The sequence below is a fragment of the Noviherbaspirillum sp. Root189 genome (genome assembly GCF_001428545.1).
GTDB lineage: Bacteria > Pseudomonadota > Gammaproteobacteria > Burkholderiales > Burkholderiaceae_D > Noviherbaspirillum.
In genome coordinates this window covers 1-25,375 of the sequence record NZ_LMHZ01000003.1, presented here as the reverse complement: position 1 = coordinate 25,375, position 25,375 = coordinate 1, and the positions used below count along the sequence as shown (strand labels likewise).

19 protein-coding genes are annotated in these 25,375 nt (G+C 57.7%); 10 read left to right on the top strand and 9 right to left on the bottom strand.

Annotated elements, in window-relative coordinates; genetic code table 11:
• Positions 1 to 304: 304 nt before the first annotated feature.
• The 7 genes from ASE07_RS02475 to ASE07_RS02445 form a co-directional block, all read right to left on the bottom strand.
• Positions 305 to 1,114 carry an enoyl-CoA hydratase/isomerase family protein gene (locus tag ASE07_RS02475; RefSeq protein ID WP_057289232.1) on the bottom strand — a complete coding sequence of 270 codons (810 nt, stop codon included), beginning with the start codon at positions 1,112 to 1,114 and terminating at the stop codon, positions 305 to 307.
• 85 nt (positions 1,115 to 1,199) lie between these two features.
• Positions 1,200 to 2,327: a CaiB/BaiF CoA transferase family protein gene (locus tag ASE07_RS02470; RefSeq protein WP_057289231.1), complete on the bottom strand. Its 1,128-nt coding sequence runs from the start codon at positions 2,325 to 2,327 to the stop codon at positions 1,200 to 1,202.
• Between the two features lie 29 nt (positions 2,328 to 2,356).
• Positions 2,357 to 3,094 carry an IclR family transcriptional regulator gene (locus ASE07_RS02465; protein WP_057289230.1) on the bottom strand — a complete coding sequence of 246 codons (738 nt, stop codon included), beginning with the start codon at positions 3,092 to 3,094 and terminating at the stop codon, positions 2,357 to 2,359.
• Positions 3,095 to 3,132: 38 nt separating this feature from the next.
• Positions 3,133 to 4,287, bottom strand: a complete 1,155-nt coding sequence (locus ASE07_RS02460) for an acyl-CoA dehydrogenase family protein (protein WP_057289229.1) — start codon at positions 4,285 to 4,287, stop codon at positions 3,133 to 3,135.
• Between the two features lie 114 nt (positions 4,288 to 4,401).
• Positions 4,402 to 6,513: an acetate--CoA ligase family protein gene (locus tag ASE07_RS02455; protein WP_057289228.1), complete on the bottom strand. Its 2,112-nt coding sequence runs from the start codon at positions 6,511 to 6,513 to the stop codon at positions 4,402 to 4,404.
• Positions 6,510 to 7,007, bottom strand: a complete 498-nt coding sequence (locus tag ASE07_RS02450; RefSeq protein ID WP_057289227.1) for a MaoC/PaaZ C-terminal domain-containing protein — start codon at positions 7,005 to 7,007, stop codon at positions 6,510 to 6,512. Before ASE07_RS02450 ends, ASE07_RS02455 begins: the two co-directional genes overlap by 4 nt.
• Before the next feature lie 33 nt (positions 7,008 to 7,040).
• Positions 7,041 to 7,793, bottom strand: a complete 753-nt coding sequence (locus ASE07_RS02445; protein ID WP_057289226.1) for a beta-ketoacyl-ACP reductase — start codon at positions 7,791 to 7,793, stop codon at positions 7,041 to 7,043.
• Positions 7,794 to 8,006: 213 nt separating this feature from the next.
• Here ASE07_RS02445 and ASE07_RS02440 point away from each other — a divergent pair, with 213 nt between their 5' ends.
• The 7 genes from ASE07_RS02440 (at position 8,007) to ASE07_RS02410 (ending at position 15,282) form a co-directional block, all read left to right on the top strand.
• The gene (locus ASE07_RS02440; RefSeq protein ID WP_057289225.1) at positions 8,007 to 8,972 is read left to right on the top strand and encodes a tripartite tricarboxylate transporter substrate binding protein; all 966 of its coding nucleotides are present in this window, start codon (positions 8,007 to 8,009) and stop codon (positions 8,970 to 8,972) included.
• 73 nt (positions 8,973 to 9,045) lie between these two features.
• Positions 9,046 to 10,029 (top strand): Bug family tripartite tricarboxylate transporter substrate binding protein, encoded by a 984-nt coding sequence (locus tag ASE07_RS02435; RefSeq protein WP_057289224.1) that lies wholly within the window; start codon positions 9,046 to 9,048, stop codon positions 10,027 to 10,029.
• A 63-nt stretch (positions 10,030 to 10,092) separates the two neighbouring features.
• On the top strand, positions 10,093 to 10,953 hold the full coding sequence (locus ASE07_RS02430) for a MaoC family dehydratase (protein ID WP_057289223.1): 861 nt from the start codon (positions 10,093 to 10,095) through the stop codon (positions 10,951 to 10,953).
• A gap of 18 nt (positions 10,954 to 10,971) precedes the next feature.
• Positions 10,972 to 12,516: an AMP-binding protein gene (locus ASE07_RS02425; RefSeq protein ID WP_057289222.1), complete on the top strand. Its 1,545-nt coding sequence runs from the start codon at positions 10,972 to 10,974 to the stop codon at positions 12,514 to 12,516.
• Between the two features lie 16 nt (positions 12,517 to 12,532).
• Positions 12,533 to 13,672, top strand: a complete 1,140-nt coding sequence (locus ASE07_RS02420; protein WP_057289221.1) for an acyl-CoA dehydrogenase family protein — start codon at positions 12,533 to 12,535, stop codon at positions 13,670 to 13,672.
• 39 nt (positions 13,673 to 13,711) lie between these two features.
• Positions 13,712 to 14,869, top strand: coding sequence for an acetyl-CoA acetyltransferase (locus ASE07_RS02415; protein WP_057289220.1), 1,158 nt, complete (start codon positions 13,712 to 13,714; stop codon positions 14,867 to 14,869).
• Between the two features lie 2 nt (positions 14,870 to 14,871).
• The gene (locus ASE07_RS02410) at positions 14,872 to 15,282 is read left to right on the top strand and encodes a Zn-ribbon domain-containing OB-fold protein (RefSeq protein ID WP_057289219.1); all 411 of its coding nucleotides are present in this window, start codon (positions 14,872 to 14,874) and stop codon (positions 15,280 to 15,282) included.
• Positions 15,283 to 15,431: 149 nt separating this feature from the next.
• On the opposite strand, the gene ASE07_RS30585 is transcribed toward ASE07_RS02410, so the two are convergent.
• On the bottom strand, positions 15,432 to 15,641 hold the full coding sequence (locus ASE07_RS30585; RefSeq protein WP_082583906.1) for a maltose acetyltransferase domain-containing protein: 210 nt from the start codon (positions 15,639 to 15,641) through the stop codon (positions 15,432 to 15,434).
• 364 nt (positions 15,642 to 16,005) lie between these two features.
• Here ASE07_RS30585 and ASE07_RS02405 point away from each other — a divergent pair, with 364 nt between their 5' ends.
• The 3 genes from ASE07_RS02405 to ASE07_RS02395 all read left to right on the top strand — a co-directional run bounded on the left by ASE07_RS02405 (position 16,006) and on the right by ASE07_RS02395 (position 24,654).
• Entirely contained in the window at positions 16,006 to 17,763 is a 1,758-nt protein-coding gene (locus ASE07_RS02405; RefSeq protein ID WP_235548324.1) for an autotransporter assembly complex protein TamA, read from the top strand.
• Positions 17,764 to 17,771: 8 nt separating this feature from the next.
• Complete coding sequence (locus ASE07_RS02400; RefSeq protein WP_057289217.1) at positions 17,772 to 21,767, top strand: translocation/assembly module TamB domain-containing protein; 3,996 nt, start codon at positions 17,772 to 17,774, stop codon at positions 21,765 to 21,767.
• 196 nt (positions 21,768 to 21,963) lie between these two features.
• Complete coding sequence (locus tag ASE07_RS02395; protein ID WP_057289216.1) at positions 21,964 to 24,654, top strand: DNA translocase FtsK; 2,691 nt, start codon at positions 21,964 to 21,966, stop codon at positions 24,652 to 24,654.
• Positions 24,655 to 24,740: 86 nt separating this feature from the next.
• Here ASE07_RS02395 and ASE07_RS02390 read toward each other — a convergent pair whose 3' ends face one another.
• Positions 24,741 to 25,169, bottom strand: coding sequence for a DUF7684 family protein (locus tag ASE07_RS02390; protein WP_235548323.1), 429 nt, complete (start codon positions 25,167 to 25,169; stop codon positions 24,741 to 24,743).
• Positions 25,170 to 25,375: the final 206 nt, after the last annotated feature.

Genomic DNA, 25,375 nt, shown 5'->3' with positions numbered 1-25,375 from the left:
GACCAGTATGTGGTCAGGCGAGGTCTTATATAAGACATAAGATTAGCGCCACATTATGCATGAGCTTTTCACGATATGCAAATTAATGAGCTGGCGCTGACTATCGCCCCACCTTTCCATACCGGTATGGAAGACAGCAAAGTAAAGGCCGCACCATGGCTGGTGCATGCCGTTGGGCTGAAGGGCGCCGCCGGGTCGATACAGTGGCGCGCCCGGGTTGCGAAGAATTCGTTATGTTGGTACTGGGTTCAGCGATGCACGCGTTGCCGCCAGCGTAGAGTCATTGAGCAATGCAAGAATCGAACTAATCGTCCTCTTGCGGCCACCTGAAACGCTGCGGTTCCTTATTGACGAATCGCCTAGCTGCATCACGGTGATACTCGGAAGAGCGTGCGACTCCCTGCCCGGCTGCCTCCAGTTCAAGCATCGTGCCAAGGTCACTGTTGAGCGAGGCATTGAAACCGCGCTTCGTGATGGAAAGCGCCGATGATGGAAGTGCGGTCATGGACAGCGCAATCTGACGCGCGCGCTCATCGATACGGTCGCATGGCTGGATTTCGCAAACAATTCCCATGTCCTTTGCTTCCTCAGCACCAAACTCTCGCGTCGAGAAAGCAAGTTCCTTGGCACGCTGAAGCCCAACCATGCGCGGAAGCGTGTAGAAGGTGGCGCAATCTGGAATGGCGCCGAGGCGCAGGAAGGAAAGGCAAAAGCGCGCGCGCGGCGAAGCAAGGATGAGATCAGCGGTTAAAGCCAGTCCGAAGCCGGCACCATAGGCTGGCCCGTCGACCTTGGCAATCACAGGCCGGTCGAGAGTGATCAACTCCTCAATCGTGTAGTGCAGCTTGACCATGCGCTCGCGCGATTCTTCGGCTGATGCGCCGGAATGCATCGTGCTGATATCGCCGCCTGCGCAAAACGCGCCACCTGTGCCGCCAAGGATCAAGACCCGCACCGTAGGGTCGCGACGAATAGCACTGATCGCTTCGCTGAGTTCTTCCCGTATAACCATATCCAGCGCATTTTTCTGAGCGGGCCGGTTCAACGTGATTGTGGCCACCCCGGCTTCCTGGCTGTACAGGATCGTCTTGTACTCGTTTGGATGTGCTTGCATAGGACAGGTCTCCACGTCACGTTATCAGTGCTGATTTCAGGCTGCTGCCGGCACGCCGGTGACCGCAGCAGAACGGTTTTATCTGTCAAGCGATAACGCCGCGCTCGCGGAATGTCTGGATATCGGCTTCGCTCATGCCCAGTTCGATCAGCAATTCCTCCGTGTGTTGACCGTTTTTTGGGATAGGCAGCGCTTGTCCGGGTGTCCGTGAAAAGCGCGGAGCGGGCGCCGGGTGGACAATGCCATCGGTCTCGATGAAGCTTCCGCGTTCCTTGTTGTGGGGATAGTCCGGCGCCTCGAGGAAATCAAGGACCGGCGCGAAGCAGACATCGGTACCTTCCAGCAGTGCGCACCACTGCTCCCGCGTCTTGCCGGCTATGATACTTGCGAGCTTGGCACGTAGCAGCGGCCACTGTTCACGCTCCCATTGCTGGAGGAAGTCGTTGTCCTTGATGCCGCACAGCTCCAGCAACAACTGGTAAAACTGCGGCTCGATCGCGCCGACAGAGACAAACTTTCCATCTGCACATGCATAGCAGCCATAAAAATGTGCGCCGCCATCAAGCATGTTGGACTGCCGCTGATTGACCCATTCACCACGTCGAATTTTTCCGTGGTAGGTACTGGCCAGGAGGGAAGCGCCGTCACAGATCGCAGCGTCTACCACCTGACCTTTTCCCGTGCGGCTGGCTTCAAGCAAGCCGCACAGGATGCCGAATGCCAGCATCATTGCGCCGCCACCCATATCGCCAACAAGATGCAATGGAGGCGTCGGCGGGCGGTCGGCATATCCCATCGCGTGCAGAGCACCCGTGATTGCGATGTAGTTCAGGTCGTGCCCCGCAGCCTGGGCCAATGGACCTTCCTGTCCCCACCCGGTCATGCGCCCGTACACGAGACGCGGATTACGCTCCAGGCAAACGTCAGGCCCTAACGCCAGCCTTTCCATCACGCCCGGCCGGAAGCCTTCCAGTAGTGCGTCTGCTTTTTCAATGAGGGCAAGTACGATATCAACAGCCCCTGGTTTCTTGAGATCGAGTGCGATAGTACGGCGGCCGCGGTCGATGATGCCGCCACTCCCGAAAAAACCAGCCGTCAACCGGTCGATGCGTATGACATCCGCTCCCATATCTGCCAGCATCATCGCGCAAAACGGACTGGGGCCGATCGCCGCCATTTCGACTACCGTAAAACCACTCAATGGACCAGCCATGCTTATCGCCTTTCTTTAGATCCTCGATCCTATGATTCGAAAAACTCAGCCCGTGCGTCGAGAATTATCTTGATGTATTTCTCCACATCGTCATCGATACGGTGGGTCGGACCGACAATAGACAGCGCCGTCAGCTGGCCGCCGACGCGTCCGGCAATGCCGATCGCAGATACACCTTCGTTGCCTTCATTGCGCGTAATGAAGTATTTTTTCGGCAGCTGCTCCTCAATCTGCGCACGCAGGGCTGCAGCCGCGGTAATGCTGCTGGACGTAACTGGCTCGAAGTGCAGCGTATCGATCAAAGCGTTACGGCTGGCTTCGTCCATTTCGCCCAGTATCGCTTTGCCGAGTGCCGTGACATGCAATTCGAGCGTGGTCCCGGGCTGCAGGACATAACGCAGTGCACGCGGACTCTCCTGACTGGCATAGATTTTCACTTTATTCCCATCCAGCAGGCCACACATCGACGACTCTCCCGACTGCCGGGTCAATATTTCCAGCGCTTCCGAGGCGAATGCCTGCAAGGGATCTGCCGCGGCGATCCCTTGCGCCACGTCAAGGAGTCTGGCAGTTGGATGGAAATACCGCGACTTGGGTGAGCGGAGCAGATAGCCGGCTTGACGCAGCGTGTACAACAGGTCGGAGCAGCTACTGTCTGCCAAGTCCAGATAGCGCGCCATTTCGGAATTTGAAAGGGGGCGTCGTTCCCTGGCGTAAACTTCAAAGACTTGCAAAACGCGCTGCGCAGTCGGAATGATTTGGGGCATGGGGGTAAGAATGTACGTGAATGTTCAATGAGAATCTGTTATTTCAAGGCCGATATACCAAGCACGCTTTGTGCCATCAGCAGCGACTGAATCTGGTTAGTCCCTTCGGCAATGCTTAAATGGCGTGCGTCGCGATAATACCGCTCGACGGGAAAAAGGGTCGTGTAGCCGGCACCGCCATGTACTTGCATCGACATCTCCGCTACCCGCAGCACCGCGTCGGTGGCATGGCGCTTCGCCATCGAGCAGAGCATCTGGCTGTCAGGCGCGTTGCGGTCGAGCGCATCCGCCGCCCGCCAGCACAGCAGACGCGATGTTTCGACCAGCGTCATCATGTCGGCAATCATTTGCTGCACCAGTTGAAAGCTGCCAATCGGCCGCCCAAACTGTATGCGTTCACCGGCGTATTTTGTTGCCGCTTCATAGGCCGCCTCGGCGATGCCAAGTGCGGAAAAGGCGACGACGCAGCGACCGATATTGAGATACTTCTTGGCGAGGCCGAAGCCCTTGCCTTCAACCCCAATAAGATTCGCTGCCGGAATCTCGACATCTTCGAACAAGAGCTCGCCAAGCGGGCAGCTCAGCATGCCCATCTTCGGTATGGCACTCGAGGAGAAACCGGGCATGGCACGTTCAAAGAGTAGACAGGACACGCCGCGTTCGCCGCTTTTACGCTGCGTCTGCACAAACACCACACCCAGTTCGCATACCGGACCAAGACTGATGTAGAGCTTGCGGCCATTGACCTTCCATCCGGCATCGGTTTCGACAGCACGGGTTTCGAGATTGGCGGCATCGGAGCCGATATTCGGCTCGCTCAACGCGAAGCTGGCGATGGCTTCGCCGGACAATACGCGTGGAAGGTATTTTTCCTTCAGGTATTGGGAGCCGCCGTCGGTTAGCACCGATGCTGCCAGGTTACTGGTACTGACAATGCTGCGCAAGGAAGGCCAAACCCGCGCCAACTCGGCGATCAGCACGCCGTAAGTCATTACCGGCAAACCGTAACCGCCATTTTCCTCTGGCAGCATGCCGCCCAAAAGGCCAAAGTCACGCATTGCCTTCACCATTTCCTGCGGCACCAGCCTGCCTTCGGATTCGTAACGGTCGACAATTGGAGCAACTTCCGCCTTCAGGTAGCGGCGTAGCGAATCGCGCAGTTCAGTCTGGGTCGCGTCGAGAGAGAAATCCATAAACTATTCTGAGTGGTTTGGTCTATGCGTCATGTTTATTGAAGGCCGCCCGGTCTTGCACATTTCCTGCGCTGCATTGCGAGCCGACTTCATGTTGCCTGGCTTTTAAATCGATCACTCACCGTCCTGGCCGGAGCGGAAGGCAATCAGCGCGTCCAGAGGCACTGCGCCTTCGCCTGTCGCACCAACCCACACGGGGTTGAGTTCCATTTCGTGGAGAGTTTCGCGGTGCTCCCAGGCGAAATCCGAGATCTGTACGATCAGGGCCTCCAGCGCAGCAAAGTCGACCGGCGGCTGACCACGCACACCCTCCAGTATCTCGACGTACTTGATGTCCCGGACCAGTTCACGTGCATCTTCCTGCGACAAGGGGATCATACGGTGCGCCACGTCCCGAATGGTCTCGACGAAGATGCCGCCCAGGCCGAACGTCAGGATCAGGCCGAACGCCATGTCGCGGTGTACGCCGATGAGCACTTCGCGCCCGCCCTGAGGCAGCATTTTTTCAACAAGGATGCCGTCAATTACCGCGGCCGGGGCGTATCGTGGGACTGATTCATGGATTGCGGCAAAGGCTTCATGCACAGCATCCGCAGAAGCGATATTGAGCCTGACCCCGCCCGCCTCGGTCTTGTGGGCGATCTGCGCGCTGACAACTTTCATCACCACCGGGAAGCCTAGTTGTGTCGCGTGCTCGACCGCTTCCTCAACGCTCTGAGCCACCTGCCCTTTCGGAACCCGGATCCCGGCTTTACGCAGCATGGCCTTGGTCTCCGCTTCGCTCACCATACGCGTACCGCCGGCGGTCTTTTCCGTTTTGTCCGCAACAGCGCCTGAACGGGATACCTGCGGTTTCCAGGATATCGCCTTGCTTAGGGCCGCAATCGCATCCGACATGGATAAGAAGGGCAACAGGCCTGCCGTTTCCATCAACTGGAAGCCACCGCCCAGCCGACGGCTCATCCAGACCGGGACGATCAACGTGTCGGTTTCGGCCACGACTTCGGCAATGCCTTTGGCCATGCCCTCGGTGATATCGCCATAATCCATCGGTATCGGGAACAGGACAGTGCCCACTGCGGGGTCGGCGCACACAATGCGCAGGCATTCGTCCGACAACTCCCGGTTACGCAGGATGTCAGCGGTGGTATCGACCGGATTGCCGATGTTGGCAAAATCCGGCAAAAGCTTTTTGAGGGCAGACGACGTGGCGGGCGAGAAGGTGGACATCGGCAAGCCCGCGGCGCCGGCGATGTCGGCCGCCAGGGCCGCAGTACCGCCGGAGAAGGTATAGATGCACAAACCGTTGCCGCTTTTGGATGTCGTCCGTGTGAGAAGATTCGCCACGGCCAGCAACTCGTCGAGATCGCCCACTTCAATCACGCCAAACTGGCGGAACACTGCGCTGTTGACGGCCGCCGTTCCAGCGACGGAAGCGGTATGCGACTGGGCAGCGCGCACGCCGGCTTCCGACCGCCCGATCTTCAGCACCACCACCGGCTTTTTACGAACGCGTGCCAGCTCCAACGCTGCAGTGAGCCGTCGGCCATCCTTGACACCCTCCATCAGCAGCGCGATCACTCTGATTTGCGGATCATTCGCCATGTGCGCGATGAAGTCAGGGATTTCCAGGTCAACTTCATTCCCGGCGGAAAACCATAGTCCTATGCCATCGCCAAACGAAAGACCCTGCAGCAAATTGCGGCCGAGCCCCCCGCCCTGCGTTGCAAGCCCGATCGGACCGCTGTTCAAGTCATCTTTAAAGGCCGGTGAAAAGTTCATGCCGAGACGGTCGCGGACGTTCACGAAGCCTGGGCAGTTTGGGCCATAAACGTGGAGGCCGGTGGTGCGGCACAGCGCTGCTATTTCGCCTTCCAGCTTTCGGCCTTCTTCACCCACTTCGGAAAAGCCAGATGTCATTACGATGGCAAACGGAATACTGCGTTCCACGCATTGCCTCAAGTTGTCCAGCACCAGAGATGCATTGACCACGATGAGCGCCACATCGATTTCATCGGCTGGCAGATCGCGGATCGACGGCCAGCACGTTTTGCCACCTATGTCCTGGTATGCCGGGTTGACCGGGTAGATCTTGCCCGGAATCGCCGAGTGAAGCTGCAGGTTATCGTACAGTCGGCGCCCCTGGCTTGATTCTCGCGCGGAGGCGCCAACCACAACGACGTTGTGCGGATTGATAAAACGCGTCAGATCGACGAATGGTTTCATAGGCGTTCTCCCATTGAGCGCATCATCATCGCAAAGTCAGCCTGCACTACCACCTCACCACGCTGATTGATTGCCTCACGCCGAAACACCACCTTGTCCTTGCCTGGGCGGTAGTTCCTGATTTTTTCCACTACCGTAACCTGCACAAAAATTGTGTCGCCGATGAAGGTAGGCTTCGGGAAGCGGCAGTTCATCTCCAGCAGCGCCAGCACAAAGGGCTCCAGCTGCCGGTAGCCACTTGACTGCGTAGTCAGGCCTGACAGGATGGACAGCACCAGCAGGCCGTGGGCGATACGTTGCCCGAACGGCGTGCTCCTGGCGTACTCCTGATCGACATGAAGGCGATTGAAATCACCCGACAGGCCGGCGAAGCTGACTATGTCGCTCTCGGTGATAGTGCGACCGGCCGACTGAAAGGAATGGCCAACTTCAAGCCCTACGGGCGGTGCTGCCGTCAGGACGGTGTCCATGTTGGTTTCGCTGGTGCTTTGCATAGTGATTGGGCGGATGAAGGCAGGATGCAGCGGTTACGAGGAATAGCGGCCGCCGGTTACGTGCAGTACTTCGCCGGTGATGAATGAGGCCCGGTCTGAAGCCAGGAAGGTAACTGCGTTAGCGACATCTTCGACCGCGCCCATACGTTGTACCGGCTGGCGGGCAAGAGCGTTAGTGCGCAGCATGTCATACGTGGACAGCCCACGCACCAAGGGTGTTTCGATCAAGCCTGGAGCGATTGCGTTCGATGTGATGTTGAACTTGCCTTGTTCGAGCGCCAGGGAGCGGGTGAAACCGATCAGGCCGGCCTTTGCCGCGGAATAGTTGGTCTGCCCCGGATTGCCCCAATGTGCGCGTGATGCGATGTTGATGACGCGGCCCCAGCGCTTTTCCATCATCGAGGGCAGAACAGCCTTGGTGCAGTAGTAGGCGCCTTTCAGAATGGTGTCCACCACCGAATCCCAGTCCTCGACCGGCATCTTGAGGAGGTACTTGTCGCGGGTAAAGCCGGCGTTGTTAACCAGGATGTCGATGCTGCCGAATTCGCGCATCGCTTGCCCAGCCATTTCCTGCACCTGTTCATTGTTGCAGACGTCGAGCACGGCGCCGATTGCCTCATGGCCGGCCGCTCTCAGGTTGGCGACAGCCTGGGCCGCCGATTCCGCGTCGATATCGGTAATAACAATCCTGGCGCCTTCCTGCGCCAGCGCCAAGGCAGAGGCATAGCCTATCCCACGGCCAGAACCAGTGATTACCGCGACTTTACCAGTGAGCTGCAAGTCCATCTTTCATCCTCCGTTAGCGAATGATTGTTAATTGCGCAATATTTATGATCACGCCCAATCGTTGGCCGGAAAAGTTAATCCGGGATTACGTAAAACTATACGGCACGCCGTAAAAGTTGACAAGTTCTTTCGGTATACGGTTATAATTTTCGGCATGTCGGAAAATATTCGGAGCGCCGGCATTTCACTCTATCTATAGGAAGGAGACTAACCATGGCAGTTTTGAAGGGATTGTTAGCCGCGGTATTGAGCGTGGCCGCAGCAGGAGCGGCCTTCGGCGCCGATATTTATCCAAACAAGCCGGTGCGCATATTTGTTGGTTTTGCGCCAGGTGGCGCCACTGATCAGCTGGCTCGGCTATACGCAAAAAAACTGGGCGAGAAGTTTAATCAGCCATTTATTGTGGAAAACCGTGCAGGCGGCGGTGGCAATATCGCAGTCCAGGCGCTGACCCAGGCCCCAGCCGACGGTTATACGATTGCGATGGCTGCCAACTATGTGGCGGCAAACGCCGCCATGAAGCGCAATCCTTACGACTGGGAGCGGGAGCTGGCTCCGATTGGCATGGTCGCTTCGACACCGAACATTCTGGTGGTGCCACCTAATTCCAAGCTCAACAGCGTTGCCGACCTGATTCGGGAGGCTAAAAAACCCGATAGCAAGCTAACTTTCGGTTCGGCCGGCATGGGCTCCTCTATCCATCTCGCAGGCGAACTGTTCAAGGTCATGGCCGGGGTCGATATGACCCATGTCCCCTACAAGGGCGTATCACCGGCGGAAGTCGATCTCATGGCGGGTACGGTCGACATGATGTTTGGCAGCGTCTCGACCGCCATCCCGCTGGTCCAGGCCAAGAAGCTGAAGGCCATTGCGGTAACCGGGCCCGAGCGCATGAAGGCCATGCCCGATGTGCCAACCATCGAGGAAGCGGGCTTGAAGGGCTACGACGTGCAGGCGGTTTACTTCATGGCGGCGCCGGCAAAGGTGCCGACTCCCATCCTGACCTCGCTGTCCGAGGCGATCGCTGAAATCAACAGGCAACCGGATGTACAAAGCTTCGTCGAGCGCATCTACGCCAAGCCCTTGACCGGTGGACCGAACGAAGCCAGGGCATTCTTGAAGGCCGAGATGGAGAAGTGGCAGGGTGTAGTCAAAGCCACCGGGTTGAAGGTTGATTGAGTGAAAGCCGAGGTTGCCGCCAAACCCCGGAACGCAGCATTACATCGATTCAAGAACCATACAGGAGACTCCAATGAAGAACTCTAGGCGTAACGCGCTGGCAGTGCTTGCCAGCCTGGCCACCTCGCTTTTCCTGCACCAGACTTCCCATGCAGCCGACAACTACCCCAGCAAACCGCTTCGCCTGATCGCGCCCAGTTCACCTGGCGGGATTCTGGATATCACCAGCCGGGTGATAGGCAAAAAACTGTCGGAACAGCTAAAGCAGCCGGTGGTGGTCGAAAACGTGCCTGGCGCAGCCGGCATCCTGGGCATGCAGAGCATGCTGCGCGCAGAACCCGACGGTTACACGCTGGTGATGGGCAGCAGCGGACCGAACGCTGTGAACTATACGCTGTACAGCAAGCTGCCCTACAAGATGTCGGACTTTGCACCGGTAATCAGCATCATCACGATGCCCAACGCTCTGGTCATCAATGCCAATACCCCGGTTAAGACGCTGGCTGAGTTCAGTTCTTATGCCAGAAACAAGCCGGGCGGACTGTCAATGGCCATTTCCATGATCGGGACCTCGGGACATCTTGGGGGTGAACTGGTGCGAAACCGGCTCGATTTCCCTGCCGTCACGGTGCCATATAAAGGCGCCGCGCCTGCAGCTAAGGATCTGGTGGGAGGCGAAGTCGATTTCATGGTCGAGAACGTCATCACGGTGGCTCCCCTGGTCAAGGGGGGCAAGTTGCGGGCGCTCGGCGTTACCACCAAAGACCGCAGTCCCATCCTGCCGGACGTTCCCACCCTGGCGGAGCAAGGCTATCCCGATATCGATGTCGGCGCATGGCTGGGCGTGCTCGTATCGGCCAATACCCCGCCCGCCATCGTGGAGCGTCTGAACGCGGAACTGAACAAGGTGCTGGCTGACGAGGAGGTGAAAAAGACCTTGGCCCAGCAAGGCGGAAAAACTTTAGGCGGCACGCCCGCGGAGTTCGATGCCTTCATTCGATCTGAGAAGGACCGATGGGAAAAAGTCATTAGAGTCGCCAACATTCGGGTGGAATGACCAGAAGGCGCCGACGGCACACAGGAGCGGTCGGCAGGAAATATGGAGCAAGGAGACAAGAGCATGGCAATCGATTATCACAACCTGCGCAACTGGAAATTCGAAGACCGTATTGACCGCTACACCGCACGCGATTGCATGATCTATGCACTCGGGTTGGGGTACGGCAGCGATCCCACCGATGAAAACGAGCTCCGTTATGTGCATGAAGAGCAGACAGCGGTAGTGCCGACAATTCTTGCCACAATAGGAGCGCCAAACGGCTGGGCCACCGATCCAGCCACCGGCATCGATTGGCTGAAAATCCTGCACGGCGAGCACCGGATGACCTTCCATGCCCCGCTGGCCGCGCACGGCGCGGTGCGTAGCACGACCAGGGTCAGCCGCGTCGTTGACAAAGGCGCCGGCAAGGGTGCGCTGGTCGTAACAATCCGGGAAATCACGGATGCTGAAAGCGGCAAGCTGCTGGCCACGGTCGAGCACGTGTCCTTCTGCAGGGCTGACGGCGGCTTCGGTCAGGGCGACGAAGCCCCGGAAGCCTTGCCCGGCACACCGGAGCGCGCGCCAGACCAGGTAGTCCTGCTATCTACCCTTCCGCAGCAAGCCTTGCTGTACCGCCTCAACGGTGATCTCAATCCAGTCCACATCCTGCCGCACATGGCACAGGCAGCAGGCTTCGACCGCCCCATCCTGCACGGCCTATGCACCTATGGCATGGCGGCCCGCGCACTGCTGCAGATCTATGCCCCGACGGCGCCGGAACGGCTGAGCGGCATCGCCGCCCGTTTTTCCTCGCCGGTCTTTCCAGGCGAGTCGCTGCGCACGGAAGTCTGGCGCGACGGCACACGCCTACAGTTTCGCGTCCTGGCCCATGAACGCGACAAGGTCGTGCTGAGCAATGGGGTTGCCAGCCTGGCGCAGTAATCGACAGAGAGGACAAGCATGTCTCCACTTGAAGTCTATGCAAAGGAAATGCCAGACCGCGTGGCTTACCGTATGGTCCCGTCGGGACAAGCAGTCACATGGCGCGAACTCGAGCAGCGCAGCCGCAAGTGTGCGGCTGCGCTGCTCGAGGCAGGCTGCCGAACCGGCGATGTGATCGCGGTTTTCCTCGAAAACCACTTGCGCTATTTCGAGTTGCTGTGGGCGGCTCATCGTATCGGCCTGTACTACACCACCATCAGCCGCCATCTGAAGCGTGACGAGGCCCAATACATCATCGATAATTGCGACGCGCGCCTTCTGTTCTATTCCGGCATTACCCGCGGGGAGGCCGATGTCCGACATCTGACCGAGCTTGGTGTCGCTTGTGTCAGCATGGACGAAGCTGACACAAGCGCAACGCATTACGAGTCCTGGATTGGTCGCATTCCGGATGACGTGTGCCTGCCCAATACCCTGGAAGGCACTGATTTCCTGTATTCCTCGGGCACTACCGGATTGCCGAAAGGTATCAAACGGCCTCTCGCTACGGCCAACCAGTTCTTCCGCGTTGGCAATGCCGCCAGCAGCACCTGGAAGGCGTTCGACCGCAACACGGTCTATCTTTCTACAGCACCGTTCTATCATGCAGCGCCGGTGCGATGGAACATGGCGGTTCTGCGCGCCGGCGGCACTTGCGTGATGATGGAAAAATTCGATCCAGCCGGCGCCCTGAACGCGATCGCTACCTTTGGCGTGACACACTCGCAATGGGTGCCAACCATGTTCATCCGCATGCTGCGCCTGCCGCGAGAAGAGCGCGAGCGTCATGACCTGTCGTCTCTGCGCTACGCTGTGCACGCCGCAGCGCCCTGCCCGGCCGAGGTGAAGGAAGCCATGATCCGGTGGTGGGGTCCCATCCTGTACGAGTACTACAGCGGTACGGAACTGGTCGGCCGGACTTCGCTTGGTTCCGAGGAATGGTTGACGCATCGCGGTTCGGTCGGCAAGCCGGAATTCGGGCAGGTACATATCCTGAGTGAAGACGAGCAGCAGGAAATGCCGCCAGGAGAGCCGGGTCTGATTTACTTCTCGGGCGGCGGGTCCTTCGAATACCACAAGGACCCCGACAAAACGCGTCAGGTCTACAACGAGCGCGGCTGGGCCACCTACGGCGATATCGGCTACCTCGATCAAGACGGCTATCTCTACCTGACCGACCGGCTTTCCAACATGATTGTCTCCGGCGGCGTCAACATCTATCCGCAGGAAGCAGAGAACCTGCTGTGCATGCACCCGGCGGTGACGGACGCGGCAGTGGTAGGTGTGCCGAACGACGAGTTCGGCGAGGAAGTCAAGGCGGTGGTGCAGTTACGTGACCCGGGTCAGGCTAGCCCCGAGCTTGCGCAGCAGCTGATCACTTATTGCCGGGAACGGCTGTCGCCCATCAAGTGCCCACGAAGTGTTGATTTTACCGACGACATGCCACGCACCGAGACCGGCAAACTATTGAAACGCCTGGTCAAGCAGCGTTATTGGCCAACCGACAAGGGCATTGCCCGTTAATCCATCAGGGAGCAGCATGAACCAGAAGCGCAAATTCTTCATGCCGGAGCACGAGATGTTCCGCGACACTGTCGCCCGCTTCATCGGCGAAGAGATCACCCCGTATCACTACGAGTGGGAGAAGAACGGGATGGTGCCACGGGATTTGTGGCGCAAGGCTGGACAGGCCGGCATCCTGCTGCCGAGCACACCTGATCGGTACGGCGGCGGCGGCGGGGACTTTTTACACACGATCATCGTGGTGGAAGAGATTGCCCGGGCGCTCGTCACCGGCGTGACCGGCTTTACTACCCATTCGGACATCGTCGCGCCCTACCTGCTCAACTTTGGTTCCGAGCAGCAAAAGCAGCGCTACTTGCCGGGCATGGCCAAGGGCGACATCGTTGCCTCGCTGGCAATCACGGAACCGGGCGCTGGCAGCGACGTCAAGGCGATCCGGACCACGGCCGCCAAGGTCCAAGGCGGCTATGTGATCAACGGCCAGAAAACCTTCATCACCAACGGCTTTCACGCCGACCGGGTGCTGGTCGTCGCCAAGACGGATCCGGGTGCCGTGTCACGCGGCATCAGCCTGTTCTGGGTCGATACCACGACACCTGGGTTTTCGCGTGGGAAACTGCTGGATAAGGTCGGTCAAAAGGCGCAGGACACAGTCGAACTGTTCTTCGAGGATATGTTTGTGCCGGAAGAGGAAATACTGGGCGAGCCCAACCAAGGCTTCGGTTATTTGATGAAGGAACTGGTACGCGAACGCCTGATGATTGCCGTGCGTTGCGCAACCGCTCTGGAAACCGCGCTGCAATGGACGATTGACTATACGAAGCAAAGGCGTGCCTTCGACAAGCCGTTGATCGACAACCAGTATCTCCGCTTTAAGCTCGCTGATATCAAGACGCTGGCTGCGGCTACGCGCTCTTTTGTTGACGGCAGCGTTCAGCAATACCTCGATGGCGAGCTTGACGCCGGCGGCGCAGCGATGGCCAAGCTTTGGGCCACGGAAGCGACGAGCGTGATCGATGACCTGATGCAATTTCACGGCGGCAACGGTTACATGCGCGAATATCCGATTGGCCGCGCTTACACCGATGTGCGCCCGAACCGCATCTACGGCGGCACCTCGGAGATCATGCGTGAGCTGATCGCCAGGACATTGTGACCCCGCCCATTCGAACCTCAACAGGACCTTCGTACACTTATGACCAAGAATCTTTCAAAATCCGTCGCCATCGTTGGTGCCGCTGAGTCCGACCTCGGCAAAGTATCTGGAATGACCTCGCTCGACTTGCAGGCACAGGCCTCCGCGCGTGCCTTACGCGACGCGGGCCTCACGCTGAAGGACGTGGACGGCGTGTTCGCCCACGTCGACGACAAGTTCTCGAGTCTGCAACTTGCAGAATATCTCGGCATCCGGCCGCGCTACATGGACTCGACCAGCGTCGGCGGCATGTCCAACGTCATGCATATCCGCCATGCGATGGCTGCGATTAATGCCGGCATGTGCGAAGTGGCTCTCGTGGCTTATGGCAGCACGCAGTTGTCCGATGGAACGCGCAAGGTTGGCGGAACGCCCGAGGACATGCGCATGCCCCGTGGGCAGTTCGTCACGCCCTACGGGCAGCTGAGTCCCATTGGCTACTATGCCATGGTGGCGCAACTGCATATGCAGCGCTACGGCACCACGCACAAGGACTTGGCGGAAGTAGCAGTGGCAGCACGCAAGTGGGCGCAACTTAACCCCAATGCCTATCGGCGTGAAGAGACCTCGATCGAGGAAGTGATGGCATCGAAGATGATCGCCGATCCGCTGCGTCAGCGCGATTGCTGCCTGGTGACCGATGCCGGTGGCGCCATCATCCTCACTTCCGCCGCGCATGCCCGGTCCCTCAGGCGGCCGCCTGTGTATGTCATGGGCATCGCCGAATCTTTCTCTCATCACTACACACCCTTCAACACCTCCGACTGGCTGGACACCAGCGTGGCCCAGACCACCAACGAAGCACTGGCAATGGCAGGCGTCACGCGCGCAGACATTGATGTAGTGCAAATTTATGACCATTTCACCATTGGCGTAATCCAGTCACTGGAGGAACTCGGCTTTTGTAAACGCGGCGAAGGTGGCGCGTTCGTGGCCAATGGCCGACTAGCGCCCGGCGGCGATTTCCCGATAAATACCTCGGGTGGCGGCCTCTCCTACAACCACCCCGGTCAGTTCGGCATGCTGCTATTGCTCGAAGCAGTGCACCAGCTACGCAAGGAATGCGGGGAACGACAGTTGCCCAAGGCCGACTTGGCCCTGGTGCATGCGCCGGGCCTGGTATTTTCCTGCAACACCACCTTGATACTCGGAGTCTGACGATGACACAAATCCAACGCCCCCTGCCGCAACCGACCAAGATCACTCAGCCGTACTGGGACGCGGCGAAGGAACAGCGCCTGGTCATACAGGAGTGTAGCCACTGCCACTCACGCCAGTTCTATCCGCGCGAATTCTGCCTATGCTGCCTGTCCGATGACATTAAGTGGATAGAGAGCAGCGGCAAGGGCACGGTATACACATATACCATCAACCGTCGGGCGGCAAACCCCGCCATGAATGATCTTGTGCCCTATGTCGTGGCCGCAATCGACCTCGACGAGGGTGTGCGCATGTTGGCCAACGTCGTTGATAGCCCGATTAATGCGGTAAGGATCGGCAGCCGGGTGCAGGTATGCTTTGAGAAACTGTCGGAAGACATCACGCTACCGCAATTCAGGCTTGAGAGCTAGAGGTCGCTTGTGTGGCCCGCCACACGGCACTTCGCGCGCCTTGTCCTGCACGCCAGGTCGACCCGATTCTCCGTACACCACGATGAAATCCGCTCTAGATTCGGAGCAACACAACCGCGAATATCGGATTTGGCTGAACGCATTACGCATTAGAGAATGGATGCATGTGAAGCCCGGGCTGCCGCATCAGCCGGCAGCGTTGAACTTAAACCCGTGGCAGCAATGATCCGCCAATACGCTATCCCAATGGCCCTCAATGTCGTTTCGCATCGACGCAAGCCACGCAGCAGGCCGGCGAAATGTTCCCGGGCAGTGACTAGTTCAGCGTCAAAAGGATCATAAAGCTCGCCAGCGAGCATTCTTTCTTTCTCAGTCTTCACGACCCCTCCACAGAATATTGCCGTTTCGAAATCACTGTTTCGGCATAAGTCTTTTAAAATAATTTACAAATTTCCGTAAATTTCTTTCACGTCGTAACCGTAGCCCTTTCAAATCAGAAGACTTCGTGCCCCGAATCAAGCGCTACACGCAACATTTCCGGCATACTCGCGTTTGGTATGAAAAATGCAATGATATGCGCATGCCTAGTAAAATTTCTTCTTTAGGCTATCCACCACATCACACCACGTCAGAAAGTATGTCCTCAGGCACGTATCACTTACTAACAAACAAAAAAGGTAAAGATTGAATCGTCGGTTATCGCAAACAATTATGCGAAGTGCGATGCGGCCTGTGCTCATGGGTGTATGTGCCGCATGGTTTGCTTTTCCTGTAGCGGCCGAACCCGCCTATCGCGTAGAGATCGAGGCTCCGCGTTCATTGGAAAAGCTGCTGCGCGAGTTCCTGGACTTGTTTCGTTTTCGTGAGCGCGATGACATCGACGCATCTCAGCTCAACTTCATGGTTGCAACGACCCCAGACCAGGTCAGCAGGCTTGCCGCAACCGAAGGATATTTTTCCACTACGACTAAAGTGAAGGTCGATGATGATGCGGGAACGCAGGTAGTGCGTGTATCTGTGGATCCGGGCCCGCGAACATTTGTTTCGGGACTCAATATCGACGTTACGGGCGCAGCGGCATCGCGCTCGCCCGAGCAGGTCGAAGAATTGCAAAGCACATGGCCCATGCTGCCAGGTGAACCCTTTCGCCAGCAACAATGGTCCGGTGCGAAGCAGAGCGGCCTGCAGGTGCTACAGCGACAGCGGTATGCGGCTGCCCGCATCGCGAACTCCGAGGCGCGCATCCTTGCGGATAAGCAACAGGCAGACTTGAGCGTCCAATATGACAGCGGGCCCGTGTTCACGCTGGGCGAAGTCGCGATTTCCGGAACCAGCCGCTATCCGGAGGATATTATCCGAAACGTTAATCCGCTACGCGTAGGAGAAGAGTATCGGACGGACCGCCTGCTGGAGTTTCAGCGTCAGATTTTGCGCAATCCTTACTTCAGCAATGCTGTCGTATCCATTGATAATGACCCAGCCGGTGCCGATCTTGCTCCGGTAACGGTAAAGGTCACAGAGTTTCCTGAACAGCGTATCCGCGGTGGTGTCGGCTATACGACCGACACCGGCGCGCATCTTGAAGGCTTGTATTCCCATTACAACCTGTTCGGAAAAGCCTGGGTATTGAATGCGCAGACACGCATAGAACAACGACGCCAGCTCGGTTCGCTGGAACTGGCATTGCCACCCCGGCCGGGCGCATGGGTCGACAGCGCACTGGCTTCAGCTGAACGCACCACGCTGGAAGGCGTGGACCTGCGCTCACGGCGTTTTGGCCTGCATCGTTCCAAGAATACCGACAAGCGGGACACCACCTACACAATCGACTACTACCGTGACTCATTAAAACAAATCAACGGCGCGCCCGTGCCGGCAGACGTCGTCGTCCAGCCTGGCACCCATCAGGCGCTGGTGGCAGGATTGGGAAAAACCCGGCGTGACGTTGACGATCCATTGAATCCGCGTAAGGGTCGGATTGTTTCCTGGCAGGCAGGAGTAGCCTTCAAAGGCCTGCTGACCGACCAGACGTTTTTCCGACTTTACGCACGTGGACGGGAATTTATGCCGGTTGGAAAGCGTGACATCGTTATCCTGCGAGCCGAACTCGGCGCCGTCGTTTCGAAAGGCGGCAACGCAGCGATTCCAGCATCGCTGCTCTTCCGTGCAGGCGGAACCGAGTCCGTTCGTGGTTACGGATTCCAGAGTATCGGCAACGTGCAAAACGGCACTGTCTATCCAACCCGCTACCTTGCCACTGGTGGCGTGGAATACATCCACTGGCTGAACGAACAGTGGGGTAGTGCCGTATTCTATGACGTCGGCGTGGCGACGGATCGTTGGGCAGACAAATCGGTGTTTCATGGCGTGGGCGTTGGAGCGCGCTGGCGCAGCCCTGTCGGCCGGGTCAACGTGGATCTTGCGTACGGCATTCAGGAAAGCCGCATACGGCCGCATTTATCCCTTGGCCTCGCTTTCTGACAACTAGCATGCACGCCGAAAATCCAGCAACTTCAGCCCCCTCCCCCAGGCAACCGCGCCGCACACGCCATGTGCTGGCCTGGGTTGTGGCAGTCCTCTGTATTCTGCTCGCCCTGCTCACCGCCGTGGCGTTCACATTACTTCGCACCGAATGGGGAGCGAAAACCATACTGCAGAACGCCGAACGATTTATTCCAGGAGAATTTCATGCAGAATTCCAGGGCGGCACTCTGCTCGATGGACTGCATCTGCGCAACGTCAGCTACCGCGACGAAAAAAAACAGATCGGGATAGACAGCGTCGATGCCGCATGGCGTTTCTCATGGTCGCCCACAACACTGCACATACGGTCGCTGCGTGTCGGCACTGCCGACGTCACGCTTTATCCGTCTCCACCCGAGCCCACTACCCTGCCGACACAAATCAGATTGCCGATACATCTGGAACTTGACAATGCGAGCGTACAGCAGGTACTGCTGCATCAGGAAGGCAAGGATAGCCGTTATGCGGATATCCAGCTCAGTGCCAGCTCGGACCAAGTCCATCATCGACTGCGGCTGAAAAAAGCGACAACGCCTTTTGGTGACGTGAAGGCCGCATTACAGTTGACCGGCGACCGGCCTTTTCCGATCGACGGAAGCGCCAGTCTTGCGGCGGTTTACCGTGACCAGCAGGTCGACGCCGATGCGAAACTGAGTGGAAGCTTGCAAGATCTTGGCGTCAAGCTGACTGTCACTGGCAAGGGGCTTGATGGTGATGCCGACATCGCCGCGACGCCGTTCGCCGATGTGCCGCTAAGGCGGGCAGAGATTCGAATTAAAGGATTCGACCCTCGTGCGCTTAACCCGGAGTGGCCAGAGGCACAACTCGATATCAATGCGTCGCTACAGCCCACAAGTCAGAATCAGTCTCAGAATCAAACCAATCCTTCAGGCAGTGCGGGAAGCGCGTTGGACCTCACGGTGACCGGCCCTGTCGAGATACGAAATGACAAGCCGGGAAAGATCGACGAAGGTCGTCTCCCCTTGGATTCGGCGCACGCCGTAGTGACGCTGGATACGCAAAAACAGCAGTTGTCGGCATTGCAGGTCAAGCTTCCCGGCAGCGCAACGCTGGAAGGTGGCGGTGAACTGAAAACCAGCGGCAATGGCGAGTTTTCATTCCGCGCATCGAAATTGGATTTGCATGCATTGCATGGCGCACTCGTGACGACAAACCTGGCCGGTCCGCTCGACATCAAGCTCGATAACGGCAATCAGAAAGTTCAGCTTGACCTCACCGGGCCGCGCCTGTCGGCCCGTGTCGATGCAGACCTGACGCCGGCCGCCATTACGCTGCATGCGGCACAACTCGTTTCCGGGCCGGCAAAACTGGCGCTGAACGGAAACCTTGATCGAACCGAACCGTCAGCGTTTTCCTTCAACGGCGCTTTGAGCAATTTCGATCCGGCAGTGGTGCTTGCCAACATTCAGCCAGCTCAGTTGGATAAAAAGACACGCGCACGTTTGTCCGAAATCGACGCTAACGTCAATATGACGTTCGAGGCAAACGGTAAGCTTAAACCCGAGCCGGCCGCCAAAATTCGCTTCGCCGTGAGCGACAGCCGCTACGCAGGCTTGCCCCTGACCGGCGGAGGGCTGGTGCAGTTTGAGGGCAAACGGGTATTGCCCAGCGACGCAAGAATTTCGGTCGCCGGAAATGAGATCAATCTGAAAGGCAGTTTCGGTCAGCCATCGGATCGCTTGACCTTCCATGCCGATGCGCCCTTCCTTGGTCGGCTTGGATATGGTTTGTCGGGTACCTTGCAAGCCGATGGCGAACTTCGCGGGACAGCGGACAATCCGCGTGTCGACACCCAGTATCGCGCCGAGAACCTTGCGTTTGGTGAACACCACGTTGCGCTGCTCAGCGGTAGTGCCAGGATGAAGGGCCTTCCCGGTACAGCGCCCGATGCCGGCCTTGTGCTTGACCTCACAGCGCGTGATCTGCGTAGTGGCGATATCCGCCTGGGCAAGGTGGACGTCGCAATTGATGGTAGCTATGCGCAACACACTGTGCGACTGAATACAGATGGTCGTCTGCGCGGTGCCCGGCTTGATCTTGTGCTTGCCGCGCAAGGCGCAGTTCGACAGCAGCAACAGGGCTTCCAATGGGACGGCGTTATACAAAACCTGCAAAACAAGGGTTTGCCCCAGTTCTCACTTGCTTCGCCCGTCAAGCTCGACGTCGCACCCGGGCGGTTGGCGCTCGGCTCTGCACGCCTCAGTTTTGCGGACGCACGTATCGACGTGCAGGGAGTCGATTACAAAGACGGTAGCCTACGCAGCGAAGGCGCCTTTTCGGCACTCGATATCGGTCGGGTCCTTGCCTTGCAAGAACAGATCACCGGCACCAAGCCGCCACTAGACACCAATCTCGTCCTTGATGGCAGCTGGAACGTCACGCTGGCCGATCGGGCAGACGGTTTCGTCCAGGTCGAACGCCGCCGCGGTGACATTCGCCTGCCTGGACCGGTCGCCAATAATGCCTTAGGACTGAACTCGCTATCATTGCGCGCAGATCTACAGGGGCAGGAAGTGGTGCTGAATGCGCGTGCCGGGGCGCAACAGATAGGCAGCTTGGAGGGCCAGGGAAAGATCGCTCTGCAACACCGGGATGGAAGCTGGACAGTTGCCCCCGACGCCCCTGTCAATGGGCGTGTCACGGCATCGATTCCACGCCTGTCCAACCTTGCCGCATTGGCTGGTCCGCGCATTGCGCTGAACGGCCAGGTTGCGCTTGACGTAGGTGTCAATGGCTCCTTGTCGGATCCACGCCTGTCAGGCTACATCAATGGTGACCGACTCGCACTGACATTGTACGAACAGGGTGTGAGGTTAAGCGATGGCACAGCACGAATTGTTCTCGACAATAACATTGTCGACCTGCGACAAGTCATGTTTCGCGGCGGCGATGGTACGCTGACAATTGGTGGCCGTATTCCTCTTACGAACGAAGCACGCGACCTACAGGCCACGATCACGGCCGACAAGCTGCAATTGCTTGCAAGCCCTGCCGGTCAGCTTACGGTGTCGGGACAGGCGATCGCGGCGCGCGTTAATGAGCAGTTGCAAGTCACCGGAAGATTTGACGTTGATCGTGCATTGTTTAGCTTGCCTGAAAAATCCGCACCCAAGCTCGACGACGATGTCGTGATTGTTCGTGGGGATCAGCCACCGCAAAAGAAAACGGCCACGGACAAAGTGCCAAAATCCAGCCCGTATTCGCCCCGCATCGATGTCACCGTAGGGCTCGGGCGGAACTTCCGCTTCGAAGGCGCGGGTGCCGACTTGCGGCTTGCGGGATCAGTCCGGATAGTAGGTGAGCCGGCGGAAGCACCGCAGGCGTTCGGCACCGTCCGAATCGCCGAGGGTAGCTATGAAGCCTTCGGCACCAAACTCGCGGTCGAGCGCGGTGTGATCACCTTTGACGGGCCGCTGACCAATCCAAACCTGAACATCCTTGCCATGCGGCGTAATCAGGATGTCGCCGCAGGCGTGCAGGTAACCGGGACCGTTTCGCAACCCCGTGCTCAGCTGGTTTCGGAACCCAATGTCGCGGAAGAAGAAAAACTTTCGTGGCTGATTTTTGGCCGTAGCGGCGGCAGCGCAGCACAGGGGCAGGCACAATCCGCCGCCAAGGGAGCAGCGCTTGGATTGTTGAACAAGTTCGGCGGATCGCGTATTGCCAAAGGCTTTGGTCTCGACGAGTTTTCGATCGGCGCCAGCGAATTCGGCCTTGGCGGCGGGCAGGTGGTCAATCTCGGTAAAGAGCTGACCGACCGACTGTTCATCGGCTATGAACAAAGTCTCGCAGGTGCCGAGAGCGTACTCAAGCTGACCTACGAACTTACGCGGTACTGGACGGTTGTCGTACGTGGCGGCACAGTGGCGGGCCTGGACCTGTTTTATAGCAAACGCTTCGACAAGTTCGGGGAAAGGGTGGGACAAAGATCCGGGAGTTGAGAAACCGTCGGCGATCCCTTTGTCTCAATTCAGCAAGGCACCTGCATAACCGGTACCGCCATGTGAAAAGTCCAGCAACATCTGCTTTTACCCTCATCCAATCTGCTACAGTACAACACTCGTTTCCGCAGGCAAACCATATCGTCGGGAAACAGCGATAATCGCTTGATTGGTTAGAGTAAAACAGAGAACGCACATGTTTGTTTTTGGGTGGTTTGGTTGGTCTGCATTGTGGCTTGCGCCCCTGTTGGTGCGTCTTTTCAAAACATTTGCCCTTAAAAAAGCGACTTTGCAAGGACATGGTTCCATCCGCCTTTGGCTTGGGACGTTGCTGATGTTATGCGCGAGCAGTGCGCTTGAGGCTATGCTCCGGAGCAGCGCTGCAAGTCGGGGAAGCGTTGTGTTCGGGAATATGCTCGCCACAAGCATTACCGCTACCTTTGGCATCTTGCTGGGTGTACTGCTATTACTCGGCGTGGTCGTATTGGCAATGCCCTGGCTCTTCGGCATGCGAACACTCCAGGCGATGTCCAAAGGGCGCAGTGCGATTCATACCGCCACGAGGCACGCCCGACAGAGCAACGAGAGGGTGCCACTACTCTCTCCGCAGGAAGCTCTTCCTCGTCGTACAAAACCCGATGCCACAAATCTGGAAAAGGCAGGCACCCGAAAAACCAAATCGTGGACACTGCCTACTCCGGTAACGCCGCCCCCCTCGAAGGATTTCCTCAACACCTCGCGGAAACCAAATGCCGCTTCGAACGAGAACAAACCAAGTCCACGGCCAAGCGAAGAATGGGCGCCATTTGAATTGATCCGCCCGACCTCGGCAATGCTCGCAAGGAGTGAAGCGCCGGCCGCCAGTCTACCTACCGGTCGCAGGCGCATGATCAGCACACCGGCTGCGGCTCAAAGGCCTATGCAGCGGTCCCCACGGGATAGCGATGAAAAACCTGTTATTGGAAAGGTAACAAGGACGATCATCCGTGTACCATCCGCGCCGACTACCGAAACTAACTCATCTGCGTCGTCTCGCGAACCGGCACAAGCGAAAACGAGCGCGCCTTTGACAACAATCACGACACCGATGTCGGTCAGTTCGGCCGCGCAGGAGTCCGGCGTCTCTTCGTTCGCCGCAACAAACCCAGTTACAGCAGCGGTCGTGCCCAACATCGACATACCGAAGCGGTTATCTGAAGAAGTGGTTGCCGTCAGGTCGGAAGTGTTTGAGGTTTCCACCGAAGATGCCGCATCGCGCTCCGCACCAACCGTCCAGGCGGAGGAAAGCGTTGCTGATCTCCGAGAGACAAAGGAAAAAGCGGATTCAGTTCCCATCGTGGAAACTTCGGTGACGGCTGTACGGCCGGTGTCAGGAACACAGTTCGAATTTCAGGCCCCGGTTGAAATCAATGTGGACCTGCCGGGGCTCGATCTTCTTGATGCGCCTGCCGCTGACCTGGAGGAAATCCCCGCCGAAGAGCTTGCCGCAACCGGTCAACTGATCGAACAGCGACTTAAGGAATTCAAAGTACCCGTAACTGTTCTTGGAGCCGGGGCGGGCCCGGTCATCACCCGTTTTGAAGTCGAGCCTGCCGTCGGCGTGCGCGGCGCGCAGATCGTCGGCCTGATGAAAGACCTGTCCCGCGCACTTGGTTTGACGTCCATTCGCGTGGTAGAGACGATTCCAGGAAAAACCTGCATGGGGCTTGAATTGCCCAATGCGAAACGCCAGATAATCCGCCTTGCCGAAATGCTTGAGTCCGATGCGTACCGTGGATCGACTTCGCATCTGGCGCTTGCGATGGGCAAAGACATTACCGGTAAACCCGTCGTCACCGATCTCGCTCGTGCTCCGCACATGCTTGTAGCCGGCACCACCGGCTCGGGTAAATCCGTTGCGATCAATGCCATGATTCTGTCCTTGTTGTACAAGTCGACGCCGACCGATGTACGCATGATCATGATCGACCCGAAGATGCTCGAATTGTCTGTCTATGATGGCATTCCACATTTGCTTGCGCCGGTCGTCACTGACATGAAGCTAGCGGCCAATGCCCTGTCGTGGTGCGTCGCTGAAATGGAAAAACGTTACCGGCTCATGTCAGCACTCGGCGTGCGCAATCTCGCGGGATTCAACCAGAAGATACGCGACGGCGAGGCGGCCGAGAAAAAGGTCACCAATCCGTTTTCGCTCACCCCGGATGCGCCGGAACCCTTGTCGACACTACCCTTGATCGTGGTTGTAATCGATGAGCTGGCCGATTTGATGATGGTCGCCGGGAAGAAGATCGAAGAACTGATTGCGCGCCTTGCACAGAAAGCACGCGCAGCAGGCATTCACCTCATTCTGGCCACGCAGCGCCCATCGGTTGACGTGATCACGGGTCTGATCAAGGCAAACATTCCGACCCGTGTAGCCTTCCAGGTGTCGTCGAAAATCGATTCACGCACGGTGCTGGACCAGATGGGAGCGGAAACGCTCTTAGGGCATGGCGACATGCTGTTCCTGCCACCCGGCAGCGGCTATCCGCAACGCGTGCATGGCGCTTTTGTATCGGATGAAGAAGTGCATCGGGTCGTCGAATACCTCAAGCAATTTGGCGAGCCGGAATACGAGGAAGCGATCCTTGCTGGCGCGGCCGGCGATGAATCTGCCGCAGAGGTGCCCGGACAGGATGCCAACGCCGAATCCGATCCGCTTTATGACGAGGCGGTCGCCTTTGTCGTTCGCAGTCGCAAGGCATCCATATCATCGGTTCAACGTCAATTACGGATTGGCTACAACCGTGCGGCTAGGTTGGTGGAACAGATGGAAGCGGCAGGCATCCTGTCTTCAATGGCAACCAATGGTAGTCGCGAAATTTTGGTGCAGCCCGGATCAGAATGAGCCTGCATGCATTGCATTTCCTGCAACGGTACGCGTATGTTAAAACTTAGGCGAGGCACTTAGGCGGAGACGATCAACCGACCGCTTCATGCAGCCGCATATAACGCCTCAAATTCCGTCTTTTTTATCTCCTTTGATATATGCAGAATCACGGTATTCGCCAATTCGTGTACCGGATGCCTTGCACGGTGGCGGCAATACCAGAAAACTTCGGCTAATTCCTCATCCGCATGCGAAGTCGTGACGATGACCTGTTCTTCAGGCACCTCTTCAAAGTCGAACGCCTCCAGATGCGCGTCTTCAACCGCCTCCTCCCATGAATCACATTCCAGTCCCCACGCCATTACACAACGGCAATTGGTGCGAACAAGCCAGCGGGCTAGTTCCCACTGCCAAGGCTGCGACGTTTCTTCGTCAATAACAAGCATGACTTTAAATGGACTTGGTTCGCTCAACTCTGGCAGGTCGCCGTCCGCCTGCAGGCGGATATATTTCAAATGAGATGTTACAGACATAGCGTAGATCGAGACAGTTGGGGTTGTAGCGCATTTTGCCGTAATGACTATGTCTTGTGTTGTCGATGACTGCAAATGCTCTGGATTTTCACCTGATGTTGCCCCCCGGACGCGGTAGAGTAAGGATGTGGCGCGGTAGTCTTAGGCTTGGCTTGTCCGTTTGCCGCTGCTTTCGCATTGCGGTGCCCTAGTAGCGTCTGCCATCT

Coding starts and splice junctions, on each gene's coding strand:
- ASE07_RS02390 (WP_235548323.1), bottom strand. CDS start 25,169: ATGTCTGTAACATCTCATTTGAAATATATCCGCCTGCAGGCGGACGGC.
- ASE07_RS02460 (WP_057289229.1), bottom strand. CDS start 4,287: ATGGATTTCTCTCTCGACGCGACCCAGACTGAACTGCGCGATTCGCTA.
- ASE07_RS02425 (WP_057289222.1), top strand. CDS start 10,972: ATGTCTCCACTTGAAGTCTATGCAAAGGAAATGCCAGACCGCGTGGCT.
- ASE07_RS02465 (WP_057289230.1), bottom strand. CDS start 3,094: ATGCCCCAAATCATTCCGACTGCGCAGCGCGTTTTGCAAGTCTTTGAA.
- ASE07_RS02445 (WP_057289226.1), bottom strand. CDS start 7,793: ATGGACTTGCAGCTCACTGGTAAAGTCGCGGTAATCACTGGTTCTGGC.
- ASE07_RS02415 (WP_057289220.1), top strand. CDS start 13,712: ATGACCAAGAATCTTTCAAAATCCGTCGCCATCGTTGGTGCCGCTGAG.
- ASE07_RS30585 (WP_082583906.1), bottom strand. CDS start 15,641: ATGCTCGCTGGCGAGCTTTATGATCCTTTTGACGCTGAACTAGTCACT.
- ASE07_RS02395 (WP_057289216.1), top strand. CDS start 21,964: ATGTTTGTTTTTGGGTGGTTTGGTTGGTCTGCATTGTGGCTTGCGCCC.
- ASE07_RS02410 (WP_057289219.1), top strand. CDS start 14,872: ATGACACAAATCCAACGCCCCCTGCCGCAACCGACCAAGATCACTCAG.
- ASE07_RS02400 (WP_057289217.1), top strand. CDS start 17,772: ATGCACGCCGAAAATCCAGCAACTTCAGCCCCCTCCCCCAGGCAACCG.
- ASE07_RS02420 (WP_057289221.1), top strand. CDS start 12,533: ATGAACCAGAAGCGCAAATTCTTCATGCCGGAGCACGAGATGTTCCGC.
- ASE07_RS02470 (WP_057289231.1), bottom strand. CDS start 2,327: ATGGCTGGTCCATTGAGTGGTTTTACGGTAGTCGAAATGGCGGCGATC.
- ASE07_RS02475 (WP_057289232.1), bottom strand. CDS start 1,114: ATGCAAGCACATCCAAACGAGTACAAGACGATCCTGTACAGCCAGGAA.
- ASE07_RS02405 (WP_235548324.1), top strand. CDS start 16,006: ATGCGGCCTGTGCTCATGGGTGTATGTGCCGCATGGTTTGCTTTTCCT.
- ASE07_RS02435 (WP_057289224.1), top strand. CDS start 9,046: ATGAAGAACTCTAGGCGTAACGCGCTGGCAGTGCTTGCCAGCCTGGCC.
- ASE07_RS02430 (WP_057289223.1), top strand. CDS start 10,093: ATGGCAATCGATTATCACAACCTGCGCAACTGGAAATTCGAAGACCGT.
- ASE07_RS02450 (WP_057289227.1), bottom strand. CDS start 7,007: ATGCAAAGCACCAGCGAAACCAACATGGACACCGTCCTGACGGCAGCA.
- ASE07_RS02440 (WP_057289225.1), top strand. CDS start 8,007: ATGGCAGTTTTGAAGGGATTGTTAGCCGCGGTATTGAGCGTGGCCGCA.
- ASE07_RS02455 (WP_057289228.1), bottom strand. CDS start 6,513: ATGAAACCATTCGTCGATCTGACGCGTTTTATCAATCCGCACAACGTC.